Source organism: Companilactobacillus versmoldensis DSM 14857 = KCTC 3814 (genome assembly GCF_001434295.1).
Taxonomy (GTDB): Bacteria; Bacillota; Bacilli; order Lactobacillales; family Lactobacillaceae; genus Companilactobacillus; species Companilactobacillus versmoldensis.
On the sequence record NZ_AZFA01000002.1, the window covers coordinates 149,447 to 173,966 of the forward strand.

31 protein-coding genes are annotated in these 24,520 nt (G+C 38.6%); 3 read left to right on the forward strand and 28 right to left on the reverse strand.

What is annotated here, in order from left to right; translation table 11 throughout:
- Positions 1 to 4 precede the first annotated feature (4 nt).
- The 28 genes from cbiB to FC27_RS02185 are packed head-to-tail and all read right to left on the reverse strand — an operon-like array spanning position 5 to position 22,793.
- Positions 5 to 958, reverse strand: coding sequence for an adenosylcobinamide-phosphate synthase CbiB (cbiB, locus tag FC27_RS02050; protein ID WP_010624076.1), 954 nt, complete (start codon positions 956 to 958; stop codon positions 5 to 7).
- Positions 959 to 2,344 (reverse strand): cobyrinic acid a,c-diamide synthase CobB, encoded by a 1,386-nt coding sequence (locus FC27_RS02055; RefSeq protein WP_010624077.1) that lies wholly within the window; start codon positions 2,342 to 2,344, stop codon positions 959 to 961.
- A 2-nt stretch (positions 2,345 to 2,346) separates the two neighbouring features.
- Entirely contained in the window at positions 2,347 to 3,414 is a 1,068-nt protein-coding gene (locus FC27_RS02060) for a pyridoxal phosphate-dependent aminotransferase (protein ID WP_010624078.1), read from the reverse strand.
- Positions 3,414 to 3,932: an ECF transporter S component gene (locus FC27_RS02065; RefSeq protein WP_010624079.1), complete on the reverse strand. Its 519-nt coding sequence runs from the start codon at positions 3,930 to 3,932 to the stop codon at positions 3,414 to 3,416. The genes FC27_RS02060 and FC27_RS02065 overlap by 1 nt, the downstream gene beginning before the upstream one ends.
- 23 nt (positions 3,933 to 3,955) lie before the next feature.
- Positions 3,956 to 4,525, reverse strand: coding sequence for a cob(I)yrinic acid a,c-diamide adenosyltransferase (locus FC27_RS02070; RefSeq protein WP_010624080.1), 570 nt, complete (start codon positions 4,523 to 4,525; stop codon positions 3,956 to 3,958).
- Between the two features lie 12 nt (positions 4,526 to 4,537).
- On the reverse strand, positions 4,538 to 5,317 hold the full coding sequence (locus FC27_RS02075) for an inositol monophosphatase family protein (protein WP_010624081.1): 780 nt from the start codon (positions 5,315 to 5,317) through the stop codon (positions 4,538 to 4,540).
- Entirely contained in the window at positions 5,314 to 5,772 is a 459-nt protein-coding gene (locus tag FC27_RS02080) for a EutP/PduV family microcompartment system protein (protein WP_010624082.1), read from the reverse strand. The genes FC27_RS02075 and FC27_RS02080 overlap by 4 nt, the downstream gene beginning before the upstream one ends.
- 14 nt (positions 5,773 to 5,786) lie before the next feature.
- Positions 5,787 to 6,467: an ECF transporter S component gene (locus tag FC27_RS02085; protein WP_010624083.1), complete on the reverse strand. Its 681-nt coding sequence runs from the start codon at positions 6,465 to 6,467 to the stop codon at positions 5,787 to 5,789.
- Positions 6,457 to 8,097, reverse strand: coding sequence for an ATP-binding cassette domain-containing protein (locus FC27_RS02090; RefSeq protein ID WP_056938062.1), 1,641 nt, complete (start codon positions 8,095 to 8,097; stop codon positions 6,457 to 6,459). Before FC27_RS02090 ends, FC27_RS02085 begins: the two co-directional genes overlap by 11 nt.
- Positions 8,031 to 8,963, reverse strand: coding sequence for an energy-coupling factor transporter transmembrane component T (locus FC27_RS02095; protein WP_010624085.1), 933 nt, complete (start codon positions 8,961 to 8,963; stop codon positions 8,031 to 8,033). Before FC27_RS02095 ends, FC27_RS02090 begins: the two co-directional genes overlap by 67 nt.
- Before the next feature lie 55 nt (positions 8,964 to 9,018).
- Complete coding sequence (locus FC27_RS02100; protein ID WP_010624086.1) at positions 9,019 to 9,369, reverse strand: BMC domain-containing protein; 351 nt, start codon at positions 9,367 to 9,369, stop codon at positions 9,019 to 9,021.
- Positions 9,370 to 9,383: 14 nt separating this feature from the next.
- A complete protein-coding gene (locus tag FC27_RS02105; protein WP_010624087.1) occupies positions 9,384 to 10,559 on the reverse strand; it encodes an acetate/propionate family kinase in 1,176 nt (391 codons plus the stop codon).
- Between the two features lie 29 nt (positions 10,560 to 10,588).
- Positions 10,589 to 11,716, reverse strand: a complete 1,128-nt coding sequence (locus FC27_RS02110; RefSeq protein ID WP_010624088.1) for an iron-containing alcohol dehydrogenase — start codon at positions 11,714 to 11,716, stop codon at positions 10,589 to 10,591.
- 16 nt (positions 11,717 to 11,732) lie between these two features.
- Positions 11,733 to 13,148: an aldehyde dehydrogenase family protein gene (locus tag FC27_RS02115; protein WP_010624089.1), complete on the reverse strand. Its 1,416-nt coding sequence runs from the start codon at positions 13,146 to 13,148 to the stop codon at positions 11,733 to 11,735.
- Positions 13,148 to 13,621, reverse strand: a complete 474-nt coding sequence (locus FC27_RS02120; RefSeq protein ID WP_010624090.1) for a GlcG/HbpS family heme-binding protein — start codon at positions 13,619 to 13,621, stop codon at positions 13,148 to 13,150. Before FC27_RS02120 ends, FC27_RS02115 begins: the two co-directional genes overlap by 1 nt.
- A 2-nt stretch (positions 13,622 to 13,623) precedes the next feature.
- Complete coding sequence (locus FC27_RS02125) at positions 13,624 to 14,196, reverse strand: cob(I)yrinic acid a,c-diamide adenosyltransferase (protein WP_010624091.1); 573 nt, start codon at positions 14,194 to 14,196, stop codon at positions 13,624 to 13,626.
- A gap of 11 nt (positions 14,197 to 14,207) precedes the next feature.
- Positions 14,208 to 14,477, reverse strand: coding sequence for a EutN/CcmL family microcompartment protein (locus FC27_RS02130; RefSeq protein ID WP_010624092.1), 270 nt, complete (start codon positions 14,475 to 14,477; stop codon positions 14,208 to 14,210).
- The gene (pduM, locus tag FC27_RS02135; RefSeq protein WP_010624093.1) at positions 14,458 to 14,973 is read right to left on the reverse strand and encodes a PduM family microcompartment protein; all 516 of its coding nucleotides are present in this window, start codon (positions 14,971 to 14,973) and stop codon (positions 14,458 to 14,460) included. Before pduM ends, FC27_RS02130 begins: the two co-directional genes overlap by 20 nt.
- 25 nt (positions 14,974 to 14,998) lie before the next feature.
- Positions 14,999 to 15,646: a phosphate propanoyltransferase gene (pduL, locus tag FC27_RS02140; protein ID WP_010624094.1), complete on the reverse strand. Its 648-nt coding sequence runs from the start codon at positions 15,644 to 15,646 to the stop codon at positions 14,999 to 15,001.
- Between the two features lie 29 nt (positions 15,647 to 15,675).
- Entirely contained in the window at positions 15,676 to 15,954 is a 279-nt protein-coding gene (locus FC27_RS02145) for a BMC domain-containing protein (RefSeq protein WP_275452734.1), read from the reverse strand.
- Between the two features lie 14 nt (positions 15,955 to 15,968).
- On the reverse strand, positions 15,969 to 16,448 hold the full coding sequence (locus FC27_RS02150; RefSeq protein ID WP_010624096.1) for a BMC domain-containing protein: 480 nt from the start codon (positions 16,446 to 16,448) through the stop codon (positions 15,969 to 15,971).
- A 1-nt stretch (position 16,449) separates the two neighbouring features.
- The gene (locus FC27_RS02155; RefSeq protein WP_010624097.1) at positions 16,450 to 16,815 is read right to left on the reverse strand and encodes a glycerol dehydratase reactivase beta/small subunit family protein; all 366 of its coding nucleotides are present in this window, start codon (positions 16,813 to 16,815) and stop codon (positions 16,450 to 16,452) included.
- The gene (locus FC27_RS02160; RefSeq protein ID WP_010624098.1) at positions 16,815 to 18,647 is read right to left on the reverse strand and encodes a diol dehydratase reactivase subunit alpha; all 1,833 of its coding nucleotides are present in this window, start codon (positions 18,645 to 18,647) and stop codon (positions 16,815 to 16,817) included. Before FC27_RS02160 ends, FC27_RS02155 begins: the two co-directional genes overlap by 1 nt.
- A gap of 23 nt (positions 18,648 to 18,670) precedes the next feature.
- Complete coding sequence (locus FC27_RS02165; RefSeq protein WP_010624099.1) at positions 18,671 to 19,213, reverse strand: diol dehydratase small subunit; 543 nt, start codon at positions 19,211 to 19,213, stop codon at positions 18,671 to 18,673.
- Between the two features lie 17 nt (positions 19,214 to 19,230).
- Complete coding sequence (locus FC27_RS02170) at positions 19,231 to 19,962, reverse strand: propanediol/glycerol family dehydratase medium subunit (protein ID WP_010624100.1); 732 nt, start codon at positions 19,960 to 19,962, stop codon at positions 19,231 to 19,233.
- 29 nt (positions 19,963 to 19,991) lie between these two features.
- Entirely contained in the window at positions 19,992 to 21,656 is a 1,665-nt protein-coding gene (locus FC27_RS02175) for a propanediol/glycerol family dehydratase large subunit (protein ID WP_010624101.1), read from the reverse strand.
- A gap of 36 nt (positions 21,657 to 21,692) precedes the next feature.
- On the reverse strand, positions 21,693 to 22,496 hold the full coding sequence (gene pduB, locus FC27_RS02180) for a propanediol utilization microcompartment protein PduB (RefSeq protein WP_010624102.1): 804 nt from the start codon (positions 22,494 to 22,496) through the stop codon (positions 21,693 to 21,695).
- Between the two features lie 9 nt (positions 22,497 to 22,505).
- Complete coding sequence (locus FC27_RS02185) at positions 22,506 to 22,793, reverse strand: BMC domain-containing protein (RefSeq protein WP_010624103.1); 288 nt, start codon at positions 22,791 to 22,793, stop codon at positions 22,506 to 22,508.
- A 396-nt stretch (positions 22,794 to 23,189) separates the two neighbouring features.
- Here FC27_RS02185 and FC27_RS02190 point away from each other — a divergent pair, with 396 nt between their 5' ends.
- Genes FC27_RS02190 through FC27_RS02200 form a run of 3 tightly spaced genes read left to right on the forward strand, consistent with a single transcriptional unit; the run spans position 23,190 to position 24,493 of the window.
- The gene (locus FC27_RS02190) at positions 23,190 to 23,750 is read left to right on the forward strand and encodes an NADPH-dependent FMN reductase (protein ID WP_076613319.1); all 561 of its coding nucleotides are present in this window, start codon (positions 23,190 to 23,192) and stop codon (positions 23,748 to 23,750) included.
- A complete protein-coding gene (locus FC27_RS02195) occupies positions 23,743 to 24,093 on the forward strand; it encodes a BMC domain-containing protein (RefSeq protein ID WP_010624105.1) in 351 nt (116 codons plus the stop codon). Before FC27_RS02190 ends, FC27_RS02195 begins: the two co-directional genes overlap by 8 nt.
- Before the next feature lie 19 nt (positions 24,094 to 24,112).
- Positions 24,113 to 24,493, forward strand: coding sequence for a DUF4430 domain-containing protein (locus FC27_RS02200; RefSeq protein WP_010624106.1), 381 nt, complete (start codon positions 24,113 to 24,115; stop codon positions 24,491 to 24,493).
- The last annotated feature ends 27 nt before the right edge of the window (positions 24,494 to 24,520 follow it).

Here is a 24,520-nt window from a genome sequence, read left to right on the forward strand (position 1 = left end):
TCTCCTAAACAAAAATTAGTCTAATGGCAATAAATAATAATAATGTAATAATTGCGGTTACATAAAGTATCTGAATAGTCTTTTGAATATCTTTGACTGTGGCAGTCTTACCTGAATCGTTGCCAATATATGGCTTATCGACCACATCACCAAAGTAAACATGTGGTCCCCCAAGTTGGAGGTCCAATGCCCCAGCTACGACTGATTCTGGATAAGCACTGTTAGGACTGCGATGCTTGTTGTGATCTCGACGACCCACTTGCCAAGCTTCTTTAAAATTTAAGTGCATCAAAAACGTCGCTAAAGTCATCAACAGCCAAGTCAGACGGGCAGGAATAAAGTTCGCAATATCGTCGATCCGAGCTGAAGCCTCACCGATATTTTTAAAACGATCGTTTTTATAACCGACCATTGAATCTAAAGTGTTGATGGCCTTGTATATCAAAGCTAAGATTGGGCCACCGATGACGAGATAAAATAATGGTGCAATGACGCCATCGCTAGTATTTTCAGCAATCGTCTCAATCGTTGCCTTGCTGATCTCTTCTTCTGATAAATCATCAGTTGTTCGCCCAACGATCATCGACAACTGATAACGGGCAGTTTTGATATCATCTTTTTGCAAAGATTTGATGATCTTGCGAGCTTCAAAAGCCAGTCCCTTGATCGACAAAGTCGTATAGGCCAAATATGAACCAACGAGCAAATACAACCAATCGTAAAAATGAGCTAAGTACATGATCAAACTGGAAATAATTGCAGTAACAACGATCACAATTAACCACATCAAAAAGCCCAAATGAATTTGACTCTTGGCACTATGCTCATGAGACTCGATTTTCTTATCAATTTTATCGATCAACTTACCCATGAATTTGACCGGATGTGGCCAACTATATGGGTCGCCCAAAATCAGATCCAGTACAAAACCAACTACAGTCATAATCACAACTTTCATTTAAATAACCCCTAACGACGAAAAAATAGCTTTAGCAAGTTGTGGGCTTTGGTAAAAATGAATATGGAGGTAACTAGCAAAGGTATTTTCAAACTGATAACCACCAGTCCACTGGCTAGCTAGTTTGCCATCACGATACTTTTGCATCGTTAATATCTCAGTTGGACCCTGTTGCGGATCAGGCGTGAAGATTGAATGATGAAATTCGTGACCGTAAATTTTGGAATCTTTAAGACCGATAAAACAATCTTGTTGAGGGATTGCTTGGCAGTATCCAAATTTCTTTAAACGCTGTGTCATCTGACTAGTTCCCTTGAAGATCCCGACCATTTGGTGATCATCGCCATTGTCGGTCACTAAATCATTACCTAAATACATTAGCCCACCGCATTCGGCGTAAATTGGCTTACCTTCTTTGGCAAATTCTCTGATCCGTTGTTTCATCTGAAGATTAGCTGCCAATTTATCAGCTTGTTCCTCTGGATAGCCACCACCAAACCAGAGTGCATCTACTTTAGGTAGTTGTTGGTCATTGGTCGGACCAAAGGAGACTAATGTGATTCCTAAGTCCTTCAAAAGTTCTAAGTTATCTCGATAATAAAAATTAAAAGCATCATCTTGAGCCAGTCCAATCGTGATCGGATTAACTTTTAATTTTCGTATCTCCTTAGAAAAAGTCCCTTGATAATCCAATTTTTCATCACTAGCGACTTTCAAAATCTCTTCTAGGTCGATATTTCGTTGAACTATTTTAGCTAGACCCGCGATTTTCTGATCCACCGAATGGACTTCTTGATCAGGAACTAATCCCAATTGGCGCGATGGTAGTTGCAGTGTTTGATCAAATTTCATATAACCGAAGATTTTGACTTGCGGACAATAACGAGAAATCGCAGCTTTGATCAATTGATAGTGATTCTCACTCATAACGTTATTGATGATGACACCAGCAATATTTACTTCTGGATCAAATTCAACAAAACCTTTGACCACTGCAGCAGCTGAAGTCGAAATAGATTTGCCTGACACGATCAAAACTACCGGCAAATGTAATTTTTTTGCTAAAGCAGCGGTCGAATGAGCATCTTTATCGCTACCTAAACCATCATAGAGGCCCATGACTCCTTCTACGATACCGAGATCGATATCTTCAGTATCTTTTTCAAACAAATATTTCAATGTATCATCATCGGGGATCAAATAATCATCAATGTTTCTCGAAGCATGCCCAGAAACCCGTGTATGAAATTTTGTATCGACATAATCTGGTCCAATCTTATAAGGTTGGACCGAATAGCCCTTTTCGACGAGTGCAGATATTATTCCTAGCGTGGCACTGGTCTTACCTACACCAGAGGTAGCTCCGGCAATCAAAAATTTTTTCATAATTAACTCCCCATTAACTCATTGAGCTTTTCAATCAGTTGTCGATTTTCCAAATGTGACTTAACTGCGATCCGGTAATACCCCTTGGTCAAACCAACATAATTATCACAATTCCTGATCAAGATACCCTTGTTCAATAATTCTTGGTATAGATCTTTTTCTCGATATTTTAATAAATAATAATTTACAGCTGATGGGAAAAATTTGATTTGAGGTATCTTTGATAATTCTTTTTCTAAATACGCTTTCTCGGATGATAACCATTGGGAAGTCTTTAAAGCATAGTCTTGGTCGTTGAAAACATCTGGTGTCAATTCAGCGGCAAAAGTATTGACGGACCAGGGTTCGGAGTAGTCAATCAGGGTATTAACAAAATATTTATTGGGCAAAAGAGCCATCCCTAAGCGTAGTCCGGGAATGGCGTAATACTTTGTTAATGACTTGATAATAATGACTGAGTCATCATCTTGTAGCTCCTGGACAAAACTATATTTTTCTTTATCGCTGATAAAATCGTTAAAAGCTTCATCGATGATCAACCAGATCCCATTGTCATTGCAATAGTTAGCCAATTGACGTAACTGATAAGTATTGACCATCGTAGCCGTAGGATTATTGGGATTACAGAGACAAATCGTGTCGATATCGTGGTTGACCTTTAATGTGTCGATCAAAACGTTGATGTCGAGTTGGAAATTATTTTGCTCAGACAAATAAAAATGTTCCACCTTGGCACCACTCTTAGTGAAGGCATGTTCGTATTCACCAAAAGTTGGTGCTAACAGCAAAGCATTTTTCGACTGCAAAACTTCAATAATATTAAAAATCAAGTCAACTGACCCGTTACCGATCCAGATCTGTTCAGGGTCAAAGTGATATAACTGACCAAGATTTTTACGCAATGATCGATAATTAACATCCGGATAATAAATCAAATTGGATAATGATTTCTTAATACTTTGAATCAATTTATCTGGGGTGCCGAGCGGATTGATGTTGGCGCTAAAATCAATGATTGGAACTGATGATGCTAATTCTCGACCATACCCACCGTGTTGTACTTGCGACATTAATTTCCTTCCTCACTTCTGAATAGATTGATGATTCTTGGAAAACGTGACTTCAATAAAATGTAAACGACCTCGGCGATGATAATATTGACAATTGATGCAATCGTTAGTGGTACGAAATAGACGTAAACGGTTTGTTTCAAGATCGGATAAAGTAAAACTAATTCTAGTGGTACGTTCAAAATATATCCGACGACGTCAGACAAGATAATATATTGCCATTTCATACTGCGTCCCCCGCGACGGATAAAACCGTAAACTGCCATAGTGATCATCATGCAAAAACCAATAATCAAATGAACTGGTAGAGTCAGTGGAAATCCTGATAGCATTGCTGAGAATAAATGTCCGAACAAACCTAAGAAAGCTCCGGCGACTGGTCCTAAAGCGACTGCTCCAAAAAAGGCTGGAAACGAATCTAAAGCGACTGAACCCATCAGTTTGATATTGGCGCCGATGATACACAACGCTAAAATAATGGCGGTAAAAGTTAATTTTTTGATTCTTGTATTATTCATAAATCTCTCCCCTTAGTCCCTCTTTAACGAAAAATGATGCGACTGTTACGATAGGAAACTTCTTCAACTTCTTCTAATACGTTGGCGTATCTTGATAGTGTGAAGAAATAGTCTGACAATCGGTTGATAAATTTCAACACTTCTTGATTTATTGGCTCATCCTGCATCAAATCAACGATCGACCGCTCCGTTCTGCGGGTGACAGTACGGTCAACGTGTAAATCAGCAGCTGTTTTACAGCCACCAGGTAAAATAAATTTTTGGACCTTGGGTAATTTCTCAGTGTAAAAATCGATTCGATTCTCTAACCATTCCGTGGCCTTATTATCAGCCGTGAAGACGAATTTACGTTTGGTCTGGTTAGGAGACTTGGCAAGATCAGAGCCACAATCGAACAACAATTGTTGAACTTCTAATAATTCTTCTGCGAAAACTTTGGTCTTGTCTGAAAGATCGGCAATCGTCAAACCAACAAAGGAATTCAATTCATCGACCATTCCATAAGATTGAACTCGTTTATCTGATTTATACAAAACATCATGGCCAATGATCCTGGTCTTTCCTTGATCACCTGTCCGGGTATAAATTTTCATATAATCACTCCACTAATAAGTTTGGATTTTTCTCATATCGCGATATGTTTGGTCATTAGCTACCATTATATGGTTGACCTTTTTCAAATTGATGGTATTACCGCTTACGTTAGTGATCTTATAGCCTAAGGCTTGAACCAAGACATTGCCAGCAGCGATATCCCAAGGATTCAAAGTAGCTAAATAAGCGATATGTTTTCCAGTGATAACTTCAACGAACTCTAATCCGGCACTACCCATGACTCTGATACCAGCACTATTTTTAGCGATCCGGATCTCTTCAAAGGCATTCCGTAAGAATTGACGCCATGAAACACCGACTAAACCTTCCTTTAAAGACTGATCGACTGCTGGATGCAATTTTTTATCATTGCAATAGACACCAGTCTCCATACCACCCCAATAAAGTTTTTGATTCATAACATCCATGATGCCTGAGCAGACTGGTTGCCCGTCGTAATAAACACCGATCATAATGGCAAAGCAATCGTGTTTTTTGACCAAGTTTAGAGTCCCATCGATCGGGTCGACAAAAAATACCAGACCAGAATCAATCTGGTCGTAATCCTTTTGAGCATCTTCTTCGCCAATGATGACTGCTTCAGGATAATGCTCACGGATATTTTGATCGAGCATTTGCTCGACCTCATCATCGATACTAGTTACTAGGTCGTATTCTCCTGACTTGGTCCTGATATCGTTGATCGAATATAAGTGCTGATGAACATACTTATTGGCTGCCAAAATAAAGGAAGTGATGTCATCAAGCAATTGTTTTTCTGATGGTTTCATTTTTTGACTACATCCTCCTTCAAATAGTCGATCAATTGCTGAATCTCATTTTCTGGTGAAGGATCTTCAACATTAGAAATGTAATAGATCTTGGTAGCACCAGCTAAGATCAATTGATCTTTGGCAAACTCGATATCACCTTCGTCTTTGGCAAGATCGATTTTAGTGACCACTCCACTGACTGGTTTTAGAAACATCCTAGCAAAACCGGGTGAAAAGATCTGTCGATGATCAGAAACACTTTGCATCATTACGACTAGATCAGATGAATTGGCTGTTACATTCAAGGCCGAATACATTCGGCGATGCTCAGTAAACTCACCTGGGGAGTCGATCAGATTATTAAAAAATTCAATGGCTTGAGTTTTATCATAACTTCTTTTTTCATTCATCATGACTTGCTTGAAGGTAGTCTTACCACAACCGACTGCCCCAACTAAGAAAGCTTTTTTCATAATAATTACTCCTGCTATTCAACTTGTTGGTTAAATAAATCATATTTAACCTTGTAACGCTTGAAGATCTTGATCCAGGCCGTTCCTAAAAAGAGCAACAAGACAGCGGTAAAGATCGCATGAGTTCCATCGAAGGGAACACTTGCAACAATTGCAGCCGTTACACTCTTAGGTGTGATTGGTTTAACATATCCTAGGATAAAGTAAATATCCATGATCCAACCATATAGAAATCCTGAAACAAATCCCCAAATAACTAACAACCAGCGGGAAACATTCTTATTGGCCATTAATCCGGAAATGATACCCAAAATCCCCAAGGCAAACATCTGCCATGGAGTCCAGGCACCTTGACCAAAATACATATTTGATGCTAATGCGATAATGTTTCCCATTAAAAATCCCGTTTCAGGTCCACTTACTAATGAGCCTAAAATCAAGATAAATATTTCTGGCTTTAATGATGAAAATGCTGCTAAAGCAATCCTTCCGGCAACTGCTAAAGCGCAAATGATGGCAATAAACACCACTTCTCGAGAGTTCTTCCCCGAGCTTTCAAACTTCCAGAAGTAAACTCCCATCGTTACCACTAGAAAAACAAACGAAAGCAACAAATAATTTTTGCTACCGAGAGCATCTAATAAAACCAGGATGACGACCGAAGATAGTAATAGAACTAACAATTTACGATTCATTATTGATGATATCCTCCCATATCAAGGCTTTGGGAAAGTAATCCCGAACGGCCTTGTTGATCTCAGTTGTATAAAAATACTTCTCGGGGAAAAAGTTGATTGGTGTTTCGAAATCTCCTAATTTCCCATCGAACATCAGACAAACATAATCAAAATGTTTTGTAGAAAACAACACATCATGCGTACTGGCAAGTATTGTTCCCCCTGATGCTTGGTATTGCTGCAACATCTGGGCGACACTTTTTTTCATATTGGGATCCAGTCCTTTGGTGGGTTCGTCTAAAAATAAGATTGTGGGATCTTTGATCAATCCGATGACCAATCCTAAATATTCTTGCTGACCACCACTGAGATCGTAAGGATTCGTATCTTTTAAATTTGTTAAATGATATTTAGTTAAATATTCTGTAGTTTCGGATTCAGTTGTTTCGGGATCCTTTTGTTTCAACTGATACTCGATCTCGCCCTTGACTGTATCCGTCAAGAACAACAAAGCTGGATTTTGTGGCAGAATAAAAATTTGTTCTAAAAATTCTTTGCCGAATTTTTTGATTTTATGACAGTTCAAATAAATTTGGCCATTAAGTTGGGACAATTGATGCGTGAGGACTCTCAAAAGTGTGGTCTTACCCACCCCGTTAGGTCCAAGGATTGCATACGAGCGTCCCTTTTCTAAAGTGAAGTTCAAATCATCTAAAATATTGCGAGCATTGAAATCAAATCTAAAGGTTAAGTTTTTTATTCTTAGGGCTTCACTTGTTGGATTATGTTGTTTCGTAACGTGGTCCCGATATTTCAAATATTCGACCTGATTTTGTAATAATCCATCCATCCGACGATTATTTAAGGGTAATTGAATGGTCGGATAAATCTCGTCCAATTGATTTTCTAAGAACAAGCGATCCAATTGAGGTAGATATTCTCGATAACCATCGTGTTTATACAAGTCACGTAACGCTCGGTCTGTAGGCTGATCTAAAATTATTTGACCATCTTCGATCACAAACATCCGATTAACATAAAAAATAGCTTGCTCTAAAGAATGTTCAACTAAGACAACGCTGATTCCTAAATCATCGTTGATTTTTTTTACTAAACGCAAAAACTTTTCTGAAGTTATTGGATCAAGTTGCGAAGTTGGTTCATCCAATAATAGGATATCTGGGTCAAGAATCAGAGCTGCCGCCAAATTGACGATCTGCTTTTGCCCACCAGACAACTCAGCTTCTTTAAGATCTAAAAGATTAACGATATCAAAATAACTAGCAATCTCAGCAATTTTTGAGTGAACTTGATCAGGCTGCATACCTAAATTTTCTAAAACGAAATGAAACTCGTCACGAGCCGTCTCCGTCACCATTTGATTATCAACAAACTGAGAAATATAAGCTACCCGGCTGAAATCATCATCATTGTGACCATTAAACAACGTCAATTCACCAGCAGTAGCTTTCCCTAATGCTAATTCAGGCTTTAATTGTCGCAATAAGGTGCTCTTTCCACTACCAGTCTTGCCAATGATCAATGCGAAATCGCCTTTGTTGATCGTCAAATTCATTTTATTTAACGATAATTTCGAGCTGTTAGAGTACTTGAAGCTGTAGTCCGAGAAACGAACGATTTCCACCATAAGTAATGAAATTCTCCAATCATTAAAGGATAGACAATGCTAATAAAGTTAAGCACGATGATCATGCCAATCCAGAAATCAAACTTAAAATTGACCGTTCCTGAACCGAAATCAACTTGACCGTTGCCTCTGGTCATCATTATCAAATTGAATACCAGAGAAATAAAAATAACCGACCGGAAAATGATATCGCTTAACTTATTAGTTTCATGTACAAAACTTTGCCTTCTTTGATTGTACCCTTTACTTATCAATGCGTCAGACATGTTCATAAAGTTAGCAATCGATTTATCTAAGACGATTTGATTCAAATTCATTGTTTCTTTCATCCGTTGAATGAATCCGCTATCACTTGTGGGACTTGAATTACGGAATTTATACAATTGCCGAACGTCGTTAAAAATATCAACGATCTTGGGAATAAATTTAACCGTCAAGATGAAAATAATGGCTATACTTTTGAAAAGATTGGACAAGATTTCGAAAATTAATTTGGTGTGCATCAAAGCATCATATAAATAAAATGACCATAAAATATTCATAAATGAAATTCCCAAAATAAACGCATTCGTTAATGATTGAACACTTACGGTCACATATGGAATTCTGAGTAACACATTGGTCCCATTTTGATTGATCACTAAATTGAATAACATCGTCAAAATAAAAATGAACAACGATGCCTTCAAGAAATTTCCAAATTTCTTTCGACGGGTCAACCAGCCCATGACTAATAAGAAAAAACATTCAGTCACAGTAATAAAAGGATTATTAAAAATCAAAGCAATAAAAATAGTATTGAAAAGATAGAACATGATCGTCAGCTCATTGACGCTCAAAACAAAATTTTTGATTAGTTTATTCATAAAACACCCCATAAAAAATAAAAGGACACACTAAAAGAAGTGTGACCATTTTATTTTATGATTTTGTTATTTCAGGAATATCAAAGCCCAGGTTTTGATGCAAAGCATCGATACCCTTTCGTAATGAAGCTTCAACAGCACTGACATCCCCAGTTAAAACAACCGAACCACTAAAACGGTCGATAAAAGCAATCTTAACCGCACCTGATTTACTGGCAATATCAGAGATAATTGCTGCAGCCTCTGGCGGCGTTATAGTAATTATACCAATAGAGACGTCAGTTTCATCAACCCCAATGCTTCTTAAAACTTTGACACTGGGCATGGCTATCACATGAGCAAGTGTAATTTGTTTACCTGGTACCGATTCTTGTATAACTCTTCTCAATCCGTTGTGTTCTGTCATTTTATTCATCCTAGCTAAACTAATCTAAATACATCGCGAGCAATCACTATTTCCTCATCAGTCGGGATAACAGCAATGTTTACCTTGCTGTTGTCTGAACTAATGACTAGTTCACTACTCTTATTTCGTTCTGGATCCACTTCTGCACCAACATAGTGGAAATTTTTAATGACGGCATCTCTGATATTAGCATCGTGTTCCCCGACTCCAGCAGTAAACACGATGGTATCAACACCATCCAACTCAGCAATATAAGAACCAATGTAAGTTTGGATCCGATGGACAAAGGCTTTAATAGCTAATTTCGCACGCTCATTACCGCTCTTAGCAGCTTTTTCGACATCACGAAGGTCATTGGAAACTCCGGATATTCCTAACAATCCTGATTGTTTATTAAGAACATCTTTAACTTGTGCGGAGGTCAGATTCTCATTTTCCTGAAGGAAGGGAACAATCTGTGGATCCAAATCTCCGGAACGAGTTCCCATGATCAATCCTGCTAACGGTGTAAAGCCCATGGAATTATCAATCGTCTTACCATCCTTGATGGCTGAGATACTAGCACCATTGCCTAAATGGCAACTAATAATTTTTGAACAAGCATTAGGGAATAAGTCATAAATTCTCTCTTTCATATATAAATGACTTGGTCCGTGGAAACCAAAACGTTTAATACCATATTTTTCATAATACTTATATGGCAAAGCATAAAGGGCATTTTCTGGTGGAATCGTTGAATTAAAAGCAGTATCAAAAACCGCAACTTGAGGTGTGTCGGGCAATAGTTTATCGAAGGCTTTGATGCCTAAGAGATTGACTGGATTATGTAAGGGTGATAATGACGACAATTTATCAATCGTCTTTTCAACATCATCGTTAACAATAACTGACTGCTCATATTTTTCACCACCATTAGAAACACGGTGGCCAACACCTTTGATCTCATTCAAATCGTCAACGATTTTATTTTTCAATAAACTATTAACGACTAATTTAACTGCCTCATCATGATCAGGTACATCGAGGGTCTTGTTTTGCTTAGTGTCATCGAACGCTTCTTCAAAAACAGCGTCATGATGACCAATCCGATCGACTAGACCTTTGACGATCAGCTTTTCCTCGGGCATTTCAAATAATTTGAATTTCAAAGATGAACTTCCGGAATTTATTGCTAAAATTTTTGATACCATGTTATCCCATCCACTTCTAAAAAAATTAACTAACCAATTACCTTTTGATAAACAGCACGTAAATCATCATCACTTGGTACAACAGGATTGCCAGGGAATGTGGCATCCTTTTTAGCATATTCGATCACACGATCAGTTTCCTTAACTGCTTCATTGTGATCAACACCAAAGGCACGTAATGATTTAGCACAATTCATTTCTGACATCATTTGATTAATAGTTCTTTCAATCTTCTTAACGGCTACTTTGTCGCCGGCACCATTGCCAACGAGACCACATTTACGTGCAGCAGCCGCATATTTATGGAGCGCTGTTTCACTGTGCTCTGCATTATATTCAACAACATATGGTAATGTCATTGCACAAGCTAACCCATGTGGCACGTGGAAGATTGCTCCAAGTTGATGAGCAATCGCATGACAGAATCCTAAGCCTGCAGCATTAAAGGCCATACCAGCAGCTGTTGAAGCTTCGTGAACTGTCTTACGCAACTCGAAATTATCAGGTTGTTTCATGACAACTTCGACTAAATCATCAAGAATGACACCCATTGCCTTTTCTGAGAAGGCTTCAGTGAACAAATTAGCATCTTTTGCTACCAATGATTCCAATGAATGTGTCAAAACATCCAACCCAGAATAAGCAGCAACTGAAGCTGGTGCACTCATAACTAATTCAGGGAACAAGATGGAAATATCTGGTGTCAAATAATCATCCATGATTGGAAATTTAACATTATTCTTTTCATCTGTAATAACCGCTGTATTAGTTACTTCTGAACCTGTACCACTTGTTGTTGGGATACCAATGAAGCAATTAACTTTCTTATTAGTAACCTTTTCTCCAAAGAAACGAATCCCTTTGGCAGTATCAATAGCGGAACCACCACCAACAGCAATGATGATTGTTGGGACAATTTTTTCAAAGACACGTACCCCAGCAATGATATTTGTTAACGGTGGATTAGGTTTAACATCGGAAAATACTTCGACATGATTTTTAGCATGAACATGACTCCGTATTTTATTTAATTCTTCGCTTCCGTCAAGGAATGGATCACAAACCATTAGGATTGTTTGATCTTTAATGGCATCAAGTGTGTCTAGACTGTCTTTGCCGGAAATAATATGTGGCTTTAAACTGAAATCTACTACCATTATTTACACTCCTTTTTTAGTTCCATGACTTTAATGAAAATCCTTGTGGTGAATTCAATCTGCGACGACGAGTATAAGTCTTGGCAGTAGCAGTTCCTTCACCAGTAGGTGTAGCAATTGTCAAGGCTGAAGCACCTGTATGACCAACACCAGTACCTGCAAAGGTTGGACCATTAACAACAAAAATCGATGTGTTCATACGGTGAGCAGCTTTGTTGATATGAACTAAATTATTTGAGTGGATCGAGGCAGTATGGTGATTACCACCTTCAACGTAGTAAGCAGTCTTCAGTGTGCTATCAAAATCAGGGCAACAAACAATAGGAACAATTGGCATCAACATTTCTGTAAGTGTAAATGGATGATCTTTGTCAGCTTCCAAGATAATGATCTTTGGTGTACCTGTGTATGAAACATGAGCTTCATCAAGAATAAAGGTTGCGTCTTTACCGACAAACTTACGGTTGGGAGTACCATTCTTATTGATAGTCATGTCTATCATTCTGTCGATATCAGCTTTGTTAGTAACCATGAAGGCACCTTCAGCTTCCATCTTTTGGATCAATTGATCTTTGACAGGTTTTTCAACGATAACTTCTTTTTCGGCTGTACATAAAATATCATTATCAAAAGCAGCTGAAGTTACGATATTGTGAGCTGCCAAATCAATATCAGCAGTAGCATCAACGATAGCTGGAGGATTACCAGCACCGGCGCCAATAGCCTTTTTACCTGATGTCATTGCTTGATGAACAACGGCAGGACCACCAGTAACTGAAAGTGCGGCAATATCAGGATGTTTCATCATTCTTTGAACTGATTCGATAGTTGGTTCACTGATACCAGTAACCAAATTCTTAAGACCAGTTGCTTGATAAACAAACTCATTCAACTTTTCAATTGTCCAACGAGTAATGTTCTTAGCACCAGGGTGAGCACCAAAGTATACTGTGTTACCACCGGCCAACATCATGATGGCATTGGCAATAACTGTTTCAGATGGGTTAGTAGAAGGACCAACTGCACCAATTACACCATAAGGTGCATATTCGTACATGATCAAACCACCATCACCTGTTTCAGCTTCCGGTTGTAAAATTTCTGGTCCAGGTGTGTTGTATAAAGCATTGTTCAATTTAGCAATCTTTGCATCAACAGTACCCATACCTGTTTCTTCTTTAATTTGTTTTGCCATCCATTCGATGTAAGGTTTAAAACCTGTTTTAATCGCATCGAGAACTTGGTTTCTAGTATCAATTGAAGCATCGATAAATGAATCTTCAGCAACCTTAGCTGCTGCAATTGCATCGTCAACATTATCAAAAATACCGTTCTCACCAGAATCATTCGATACACCATTTGAGCTGGATGCACCGGCATTTTGTAGTTCTTCAGTTAAAATGCTTCTGATTTTATCTTCTAAATTATCCATTATTTAAGTCCTTCCAAAATATAGTTGACGATTGTTAAACTGACTGCTTGATCTTCTTCAACAGCACCGCCACTTACTCCTACTGATCCAATGATCTGATTATTTACGATGATAGGATTACCTCCAGCGAATGAAGCTAATTTACCATCCAACATGCCACCCATTTGATACAAAGGTGCACCTGGTTGAATCTGATCACTAATATCTTTAGTAGGCATTTTCATTGAGACAGCTGACCAAGCCTTTTTCGGAGCAAGTTCTAAGCTGACCATATTTGCATTTGGCATATGATACATCAGGATCGGTTGTGCATATGCATCGGTGATGCACATTGTGACTCCGACGTTCATATCATTTGCCTTTTTTTCTCCGGCATCTAAAGCTTTTTGGAGATTATGTCTGTCAAAAGCTGAAGTGCCATCAGAATTTTTGATTGAACTTTGTATTTTCACAAAAATATTCTCTGGTGTCATCGTTAATTCACTTCTTTCTTATAATTATCAAGAACTTTATCAACTAAGCCTTCTATTTGATCAACATAATCTTCATCTCGAGCTAAGATGTATAGAAAATCTGATAAACGGTTCACGTACTTGAGAACGTCTGGTCTGATCGTGACTTCATCGTTAAGATGATCGATCAGTCTTTCAGCTCTCCGACAGACCGAACGGCACAAATGTAAATGTGCGCCGGCCACGCTCCGCCCTGGCAAAATAAATTCATGCAAAACGGGCAATTTAGCCGTATATTCGTCAATAACATTTTCAAGTAGTTTGGTATCAGATTTACCGATTGCTTTACTATGTTGGTAAAAACTCTCGGCATCCTCATTTGCCAGTTCTCCAGCAACGAGAAATAGATTATTTTGAATTAAATCCAAAAGTTGAAAATTCTTTGGATCCTTACAAAATTTTTGAGCAACGCTTAATTGGCTATTTAATTCGTCAACTGAACCATATGTCTCAACACGTAAAGAATATTTCTTAACACGTGTCCCGTCATACAGAGAAGTTTTACCTTTGTCACCTTTTTTTGTATAAATTCCCATAATAAATTCCTCTACTTATCAAATCGATCTATGATTCCGACGATTGCTGAATCGCTGGCCTCATTTCTCACTGGACCGTTCTTGGTGTCGGAAATTCTAGCAGCCGCACCTCTTACTAATAGAACAGCTTCTCCAATACCTGCTCCGACGGTGTCAATCGACACCTCTTCACAACGTACCGGATTTTTTGAACTATCGACTGGTTGAACGATCATTAATTTCTTACCGACCAACGAATGGGCCTTTTGTGTTGAAACAACACTACCAACCACAATTCCCATGTACATTTTCTTCAGTCCTTTCCACTGTTTCTATCTTTCTGGAATATAATTCTTCGTTTGCATAGGCCGTAATGATTTGGTGATGACTTTTCAATAAATAACTACCAGGTGTTAAAAACATTACGTCATTTCGAGTAATAGCTTTACGTCCAATTGCATTTATTGTTTTACCATCTTTACTAACAAATGAAAACGGCGTTTTAACGACTAAATTCCAAGGCAACAACTGTAAATTTAAAAATCCTAATCTCATTTCAAATTCAACATCATAACTAAGTCCTTTTTGAATCCAATCGACCCAAGGATCATGAATATCAAAATCATTGAGATGATGAATCAAGGAAAGATCCAGAGATGAAATAACAATTTTTTGGTTTTCCAAAAATACTTCAACATCCGGAACTTGTCCGCTACCTTCGACCTTAAAAGTATTATGTGATCTAGCTTCAATGACTTGCATCACTGTATCGATCAATTTGTTTTGATCACCATTCATCTAGGTCACCATCCTTTCTTAAGGTCTATTTATCTTGATCATCATTGATGATATATGCCTTTGTGTCACTTTGAACATTAGCGGCATTGGCTTCATCAGTATCAATGTGCATTTCAGTAACAAAATCTTTTCTTGGTCTTGCCACAACATCTTCAAAAATGGTCTTACGATCTTGTGATCTGACTTCAACTTTGACGATGTCACCATATTTCAAACCATATTTTTCAGCATCAGCTAAACTCATGTGAATATGACGTTTAGCAGCAATCACACCCTGTACTTGAATTTCAGCGTTATCAGTTTTAACGGTGATTGATGGAGTTCCGTCTAAATTACCTGATAATCTGATTGGTGCATCAATATTCAATTGACGTGCCTCAGTCCGTGAAATTTCAATTTGTGAATGGCTTCTAGCTGGTCCCAACAGTCTAACATGTGGGATCTGGACCCCATTAGGTCCTACTAAAGTAACTGTTTGCTTAGCAGCAAAATCGGCGGGTTGTTTCAATTGACGATACAATTCAAACTTTTGACCTGGAAATAATGTTGCGAAATCTTCTTCTGACAGATGAATATGGTGGTTTGAAACACCGATTGGGATGCCGCCATCATCCTTATTTAATTCTTCACTGATGATACGACGGATCGTCGTACGTAGTTGTTCATCGTTCATTGTTGTTCCTCCACTCTATTGATCACAGATTATTTGTTGTTTGGTAAAATCTTTTCAACATCTGAATGTGGACGAGGGATTACGTAACTTGAAACGACTTCTCCAACTTGTTCAGCTGATGATGTACCAGCATCAACGGCAGCTTTAACGGCACCAACATCACCACGAACGAGAACTGTTACTAGTCCTGAACCAATTTTTTCATATCCTTCAAGAGATACATTAGCTGCTTTAACCATTGCATCGGCTGCTTCGATAGCACCGACTAAACCTTTTGTTTCGATCATACCTAAAGCGTTATTCATAATAATTTCCTCCGAACTTATTTTTTCTTGTTGTCTGTATTATTGTTTCTAGTGTTGTTACTGCGTCTAGTAGTTGACTTATTAGTCGAATTCGATTGTTTTGGAGTTGACTTCTCAGTCTTATTACTATTGTCAGCTGGTTTAGTTTCTGACTTAGACTCAGTCTTTGGTTCAGCCTTTGTGGCTGGTTTAGTTTCAGTTTCTGGTGCTTCTGGTGCACTAGGTTTTGTTTGACTAAACTCAGATAAATCATTTGCTGGTCTAGCGATAACTTTGCTAGATACGAAATTATCGACTCTTTTAGCAGTATCTTCTCCAGCGGCAACACTGGCATTAACAGCGCCTACGTCGCCTGTAACGTAGACTGTCATCCAGCCATCACCTCGAGCACGTTCAACCTTTTGAATTTCAACATCAGCAGTTTTGACCATTTGATCGGCTACATAAACAGCCGTTGAATAGCCAACAACTTCAACTAATCCAAGGGATTCACTCATTTTATTCACCCTCTTCTGTTATGACTTTAAATGGAATACCTTTAACTAACCGAGCAGCATTAGTACCTAGTCGATTAATATTTGTTTGATTCGAGAGAGCCACTTTAAATAATGGCTCGTCAGCAGGAAGATTTTTTTGATGCAAGTATGCAAATTCATTGTCATAAGCCAACCCAACTCCTAATTGAGAAGCGAGTGCAGCTTGGTAAGCTTTTTCAACAGTCGACATCGTTGAAAGATCAGCGATATCTTGGTCATCTATTTCACGAAAGGGGATACTTTCTTCTTCAATGCCATATAGTGCAGTTTGAAATTGCTCTGAATTATCAGCTTTAGCAATAAATATTTCCGGCTTTTTAACATCCATTATTTATTCCTCAAACTTTCTGCATACGTTAAGATCAATCCTGTGGCGACGGCATTACGTGGTCCTTCGATTGCCCGAATATTTCCTCGACCGGCGACTAAGTTGTAATGTGATAGTTCATCAGTAACTAATTGTGGTATCTCAAAGTCCAAAGCAGAACCACCAACGATGACTACAAATGGAATATCCCGAATGTTGCCAGTTGGCGAAACGTGCTTCAAAGCTCTAATTGCATTCTCGACAAAGACCCGTTTCTTAGCTGTCCGACGAATCGTCTTGATTTTCTCGATACTAAGATCACCGGGAACAGGAACGAAACCAGTTGGTTTAACAACCACGGTTTTAGCAAACAAGTTACCTGGTAAGGCTTTGTCGAAAAATTGAACACTGCCATCTTCATGGCGGATAAAGAACAAACTTTCAACTTTTGCTAATGGATACTTCTTGATATCTTCAGCTAAGTACAAATCATCTAAACCTAATTCCGAGTTAATGATCATTGAGACCATATCCCCAGCACCAGCTAAATGAATCGCAACTGATTTCCCAGTTGGATCAATGATTGAAGCATCAGTCGAACCAGCGCCTAAGTCAAGAATTGCCATTGGGGCTGATGTTCCTGGAGTAGTTAGGGCTCCTAAGATGGCTGATTGTGCTTCAGCACCACCAATTTCAACGTTCACACCAAAAGCCTTTTCCATCTCATCAGCTATCATCGACATCTGAAGATGATCGGATTTCACCATTGATGCGATCCCGACGGCTTGTTCCATTGAGAACTCACCAGCTAGACCACCTTTAACATTGATAGGAACCGAAGTATTGACTGCTAGTAAATCTTGGATGGCAATTTGATCCATCTTTTTGTCAGTCAATTTAGCCATTGTTTCCCGAACACGCTCAAGCATTCCACCGATATTAGTACCGGCCTCACCTGTAACATCATCAATTTGTTCAAACGAAGAAACAGCTTCCATGATCTTATCGGCACCACCTGATAGACTCACTGTCTTCGGAGCTGGTTTTCCATGGATCGTGATCGAACCTGCTGGGATGACTCTTTCTTTGACATCCCCTTTAGGAGTTTTGATGACGACCGCTGAACGGTTACCGATCAAGGCTCTTGAAACAGGTACAATATTTTTCGTTTCTTTGGAATTCAAATTGAAAACTGTGGCGATACCGTATGGGTTGGACAATTGAGAAATAACCTTTCCCTTGTCGGCAACCTCAACGGCCGATAACATATTGATCGGAATCTTGTCGATGAAAGCAACTTCATCGACGATGGGAATCGTTTTGTCCAAACGGTTGTCAACTAAGACACCGTCATCGGATTGAAGAATAGCAGCAGTGATTTTATAACCGTGTTTCCAGTAGGCGTTGATCAACTTGGCAACGTCAGCGAAATCAAGTTCTTTAGGAACGATGACTACGTAGTCGCGACCGTCTCCACCCTTGTCAGCTAAATCTCTAATATCAATCGTGTAACCGATTCCGACGCCAACACCACCAGGTGTCTTGGGGTTGTGACCGATCATTGTCGATTCAGTGATGACTGTTTCAGTGATTGTTTCCATTGCAACATCACCAATTACCGGTGTAGCTTCATTGATCCTAATAAGGTCAACGTCGCTCATTTCAATGTCGCTTTTTTTCAACAATCCATTGATTGAATTACGGATACCCATCATATTTTGCTTGGTACCTTTGATTCCGGTAGTTTCAGCAATATTTGAATTAATAAAATTTATTGAACCATCCTCAGCTATTTCAGCTAATACAACTTCAGTAGATGAATTACCTATATCTACACCAATTACTCTTTGCAAATTAATCACCAACTAGTATTAAACTAGTTGTCTCCTTTGAGCTTTTTACGTTTCTTGTATTCAACAGCAGCCTCACGAACGAAGTCGGCACAGATTTTTGCACCATATTTGTTCTCGAGCTCATCTGCCATATCTAACAACTCTTGTTCTGATGAACGATATGGTCTTAATGAACCATACATTTCCAAAACTCTCTCATCAGGAACCTTTGTTAATTCAGCAGCACGATCAAAATTACTTTGAATCGATGGTCTACCAGCACTAGCAGCGATTTCTCCTTGTGCCTTTAATGTTTGTGGAGAGATACGAAGATCTTCCGCCTCAACATCACCATTGATAGCAGCTTCAAGGGTTACTTCCTTAACATTTTTTCCTGTTGGTGCATTGACCATATCAGGATGTTTTTGGAACAAAGGATAATCATCACGAGTCATTGTTTTATTTGAATCTGAGCTAGTTGAAGTTGAACTAGCTGTAGCTGTGGTTGTATTTGAAGATGATTGATTGTTCGATTCATCTTGAACATTGTTAACAATTTTGCTAATTAAATCATTTATTTCTGTCATTTATACCACCTGTTAGATTAGTCGAAGTTTAATTCGATTTCGTCTGGATCCTTTCCAGGTACAACGTATTTCGTTTCCTTAATATGCATCAAAGCTGATTTGGCTTGATATTTAACACGAGCCATCTGGTCATTGACAGTTGGAACTGGAGATGGAGATTCTCCTTTGGCATATCTAGCGGCATTAGCACCGATAGAACGATATGTCTTTAAATCAAGCACTGGTGCTTGTGGGAATAATTCCAAGTTTGATAATGGTTCCAAATCTTTTTGATGAATAATACTTGTACCTTTTGATTGGATAGCAACAGCAACTCCTGAGCCAGAGTACTTGTCACCTTCAGCTCCGGCGAAAGAAACATCAGCGGTCCGGTAAACTTTGATGACACGAGCTTTAAGCCCTTGCTCTTCGATTCCGGCTGTTACTTGACGAAGGATATCTTTATGTTTTACACCAGTCATATTTTCTGTCATATGTTCAGCAAATCCTGGCAAAACAGCAACGACGACTTCATCAGTTGAAGTTCCTTTTTTAGCTTTTCCTACATGTTTGAACCAATCTAATTGCAATGGTGCATCTGTACCTGGCTTTGGCTTAGTAGCAGTAGCTGTGGCTGTTGCACTATTTGCAGATTGGTCACTTGTTGAGTTGTTGCCAGAAAAATCAACCTTTTTATCAGTTGCCTTTGTTTCAGCAATAACTTGACGAATAATATCTCTTAGTAATTTTTCATTAATTTCTTCACTCATAAATTTGACCTCCCCTCACACTATTTTTTCTAAACATCGGTTGGATTGATTGCCATTGGAATATCGATGATCTTCTTCCATAAGTCATCATCAATGTGATATCCAGTGCCAGGTCCGTTGTAATCATTTGTATTATTTACAGCTGAAATAACGTTCCAATCCTTATCGAAAATAGATGAGGTTTGTAAAAAGTCACCAGCAATTCTTTGTTGTAGCAGACTCAATACGGCTTGGGCAACATCAGTGAAACCACCGTTATATAGACCCTTGATAACGTCAACACCAGTTACTCCACGATCCATAAGGTCTTGAGCAGCTTTCATATCTTCAACCATGTTACGTTCAGGCATATCTTTGGAACTGAATGCATAAGTAGCAGCTTCAACTTCTTCGTCAGTGATCTCTGGAAGATCCAATGACTTAAAGACAGCCTGGAGTGCTTTAGCAGCTTTATTTCTGATCTTGATAATGTCAGCCTCTTTAACTGGAACCAAACCACCATTAACTTTTAGATCACGTTGCATAGCGTAGTAATCATCGTAGTCAGTAGCATCAAAGTTTGAACCAGCAAAAGTATTATCATAGTTTGGAACTGTTGAATAACCTGATGAAATATAGTCAGTACCAGAAATAAATTGACCGACCATTCTTTCAGTTCTACGAATATCTGAATGTGAAAATGACTGGTCATTACCAGAAGCACATTCAATATCCATAGCCATACATAATAGGTTTTCACCAAGAACTTCACGCAGTCCTGAAGGAACAGCACCGGGGATACCAATACAACTTACGGCACCATTTTGTAGTCCTTGAACACCACAGCCCTTAGTGATGAAAATACAACGAGCTTCAAGGTAAAGCATTGATTTACCTTCGGCATAACCCATCATAACTTCTGAACCTGAACCAGATGTGAAACGCATCTTCAATCCACGGGATGCATAACATGAAGCTAAGAATCCTTTAGACCAAGGTGTATCATCACCATCTGTAAATACTTGTTCAGTACCATAAACGGAAATAGTTTCGGCATAAGCAGTGAAACCACGCATACCTAGACTCAATTCCTCAGCTTCCTCAACAGAACACTGAGTCAGAACTCCGGGACGACCAGTTTGAGCACCAACCATAATTGAAATGGCATTCAATGGAGCGTAACGAGCAACGGCAGTTGTTGTTTCTTGTTCAGGAAAGCCTCTTAATGCGGCATCAGCAGCATCAGCAGCAATCAAAACAGGATTATCACGAATGTTAGTAACGTGACCTTGAGTTGCCGGTGTCTTTCTTGGACGCATCTTTTGAGTAGCCATCATCATTTCAACGAAATTCAATTGACAAATAACTTCGGCTGCTTTGGCAGGTGTGAATCCTGTAGTAATAGGGATGATCTTGTCACGGGTAACATTAGGATCGCAAAGCATGTTGGCGATTTTTTGAGAATCCATAGCAAGAACTTTTTCTGTTGTGTCAAGATTGATTGAATGCTTAGCAATGAAGCTGTCGATCAAATCGAAATCTTCTTTCTTCTTACCATCAAGTTCAACAATCTCACCATTTTCAATTTTGACGCTAGGTTTTGGATCAATCGGTCCGTCCATTGCAACGAAACCTTCTTCAGGCCATTCGTCGACGAAACCATCTTCGTGAACTGGTCTTTTCTCCAAGACCTCAAATCTCTTTTGTCTCTTCAAACTATCCACCTCATATCTGGACATATTTTTTTATTATTAAATGTATGAAGGATAATCATTTGTTGGTGTACCACCGAGCTGACTTAATAATTTAAGTCCAACTTCTCTGGCGGAAAGAACTGCTTGTCTAACAGCTCCGGACTCACCTGAAATGTGTAAAATACCCTCGTTTGAAAAACTTGTTCCATGAGCTGGTGATGCAAATGAAAGTGCTTCAACATTAGCAGCTTTCAAAGCAACATCAGCCATTACGACACCAATACCTGAAGGGGCTCCAGCAATCAAGCCATAAGCTTTTCCTTCAGGGGCTCCAAAGGCTAGATTGCAAGCTTGACTTGCTCTAGCTGTATATTGCAACTCCAAGTGTCCTGCATCAGTGTTGTAAACATCTCCGAAATGCTTAGGCACATTCTCTAAACCAATATGAACGGCTTGTCTGACATCAGAAACGTCATCACCACCGATAATGATTAAAGAACCATGTCCGGCACCCATCTTTGTATCACGAGGCATTTGAACACTGATTGCTTCTGTATTAGTACCCTTGACAGCTTCATCCATTGATAAGATTTGTGGACCAGCACCAGTTCTGGCTGATAATAGTCCGATTGAACGATATGGATGATCGACATGTAGATTCTTCAGTAATTCAGGATCTACGTTGGCGATTGCCATCCCAATCGTGTCACCAATGGGAGCTGTACCAATAAATTCTGTAACTCCATTAATAGATGAACTCAAGCGACTCACACCTACTTTCTGTTTGTTATCAACTACATTATTTTTTAGGACCTGAGTTAGAACTTTTTGAACTAATTCATTTTCATCAGGCGTCTGCATCAGTTAAACCTACTTCTTACCAGTTTCTAATGCGATCAGCTTATCAACGTCTTCGTGTGGTCTTGGGATTACGTAATTTGATGTAACCTCACCAATGTTTTCAGCGGCTGAAACACCTGCATCAACAGATGCATTGACCGCACCAACATCACCACGGACCATGATAGTAACCAATCCATGTCCAACTTTTTGTTCACCAACTAGTGTTACATTGGCTGCTTTCAACATAGCGTCCGCTGCTTCAATAGCCGGAACTAGTCCTCTCGTTTCTACCAAACCTAAGGCTTCGAGTGCCATAATTAGTACCTCCATTAATTAAAAATTGAATACGTTCTCAGTATAAAAGAGTTTTTCCGAAAAAGTTGTTAATTTTTTAACAATGCCACAATATTGAAATTTGCTATTTTTTGTCATTCACAAGCGATATGCGGTCATGAGAGCGATTTCAAGCGTGATTTTCACGCATTTCACATATGAGCGGATAGTCTAATTCAGCAAGAAAATGAAAACCCTTGCAAAAATATTGTTTTTTTCACTTTTTTGTTGTTTTTATAAAATAAAGCCTTTTATTTCAATGCTTTCAGCAAGTCCTTAAAATTTAACTATTCCAAATATTGATAAATCAATTCAAAAATGCAACACTAACTATATATATGTGAAGTGACAAACAAATTAGGAGTGATCAGATTGACAATGAAGGTAGTAGCTCTCTGTGGTAGCAGTAAACCAGGTTCGTATAATCAATATTTAGTTGAATACCTTCGCAAGAAGTACATCAACGAGATGAACTTACAGGTTTTGCAAATCGATGACTTACCTTTTCTTAAGTTCATGAAATACGAAGATCTACCTTCTAAAGTTAGATATCTCTGCTCTAGCGTTCAATCAGCCGATGCAATGGTTATCGCCACTCCTGAGATCAATCACGGCATGACTGCAAATATAAAGAATGCCATTGATTGGTGTTCAATGTACCCACGACTTTTATTTCATAAACCAATTATGTTGATGGGCGCTTCGACCGGTCCATTAGGAACTGTTCGTGCCCAAATGCAATTAAGACAAGTATTAGAGTCTCCACAAATAAATGCCAAAGTCACTCGAGGAGTCGAATGTCTGGTAACTAATGCGGCCGATCGATTTGACGAAAAGGGTAATTTGAACTCCCAAAAATCGATCGACATTATGGAGCAACAATTTAATGAATTTAAGCAATTGATCAAAGAAAGAAATCAGGAGTTAGCCCATGAATGATGAAGAGTTCCCAGAAAGAATCATCCAGGAATACGTTCCTGGTAAACAGATAACTTTAGCTCATATTATTGCCAATCCTAATCCGGATCTATATGAAAAATTGGGTGTTTTAAATACAACTGACCCGATTGGTATCATCACTTTGACCCCTGCCGAAGCAACAATCATTGCTGGTGACATTGCTATTAAGTCTGGTGATATCCAGATAGCCTTTTTGGATCGTTTCAGTGGATCATTATTTATTGTCGGTCGGATCGACGATCTGAAAACTTCTTTGCAAACAGTGCTTGATTACTTTGAAAAACGGCTGAAATTTAGTGTTACAATGATTACACGCAGTTAATAAATTTGAGGGGGAAATTATGAAAAAACTAGCTTCGTTACTAGTTGCGTTATTGTTATTGATCGGAGTAGCCACTCCAGCAACCACAGCTCAGGCTAAGAGTAAGAAGAGCAATAATATCAAAGTTACTTATGTTTTGAAGAAAAATAAGAAACAGATTGCTAAAAAGAAAATTACTCTAAAGAAAAATTCATCTGTTATGAAAGGTCTTAAAAAAGGTTGGAAAGTATCTGAAAAAGATGGTTTCATTACTAAGATCGACGGCCACAAACAGAATGATAAGAAGAAGATCTATTGGACATATACTGTTAACAAGAAAACAGTTAATGTTGGTGCCAACAAGAAAAAGCTTCATAACAAAGACCACGTTCAATTTAAACTTTCAAAATATGAAGGATAATAAAAATCGCCTCATGATCAACTGATC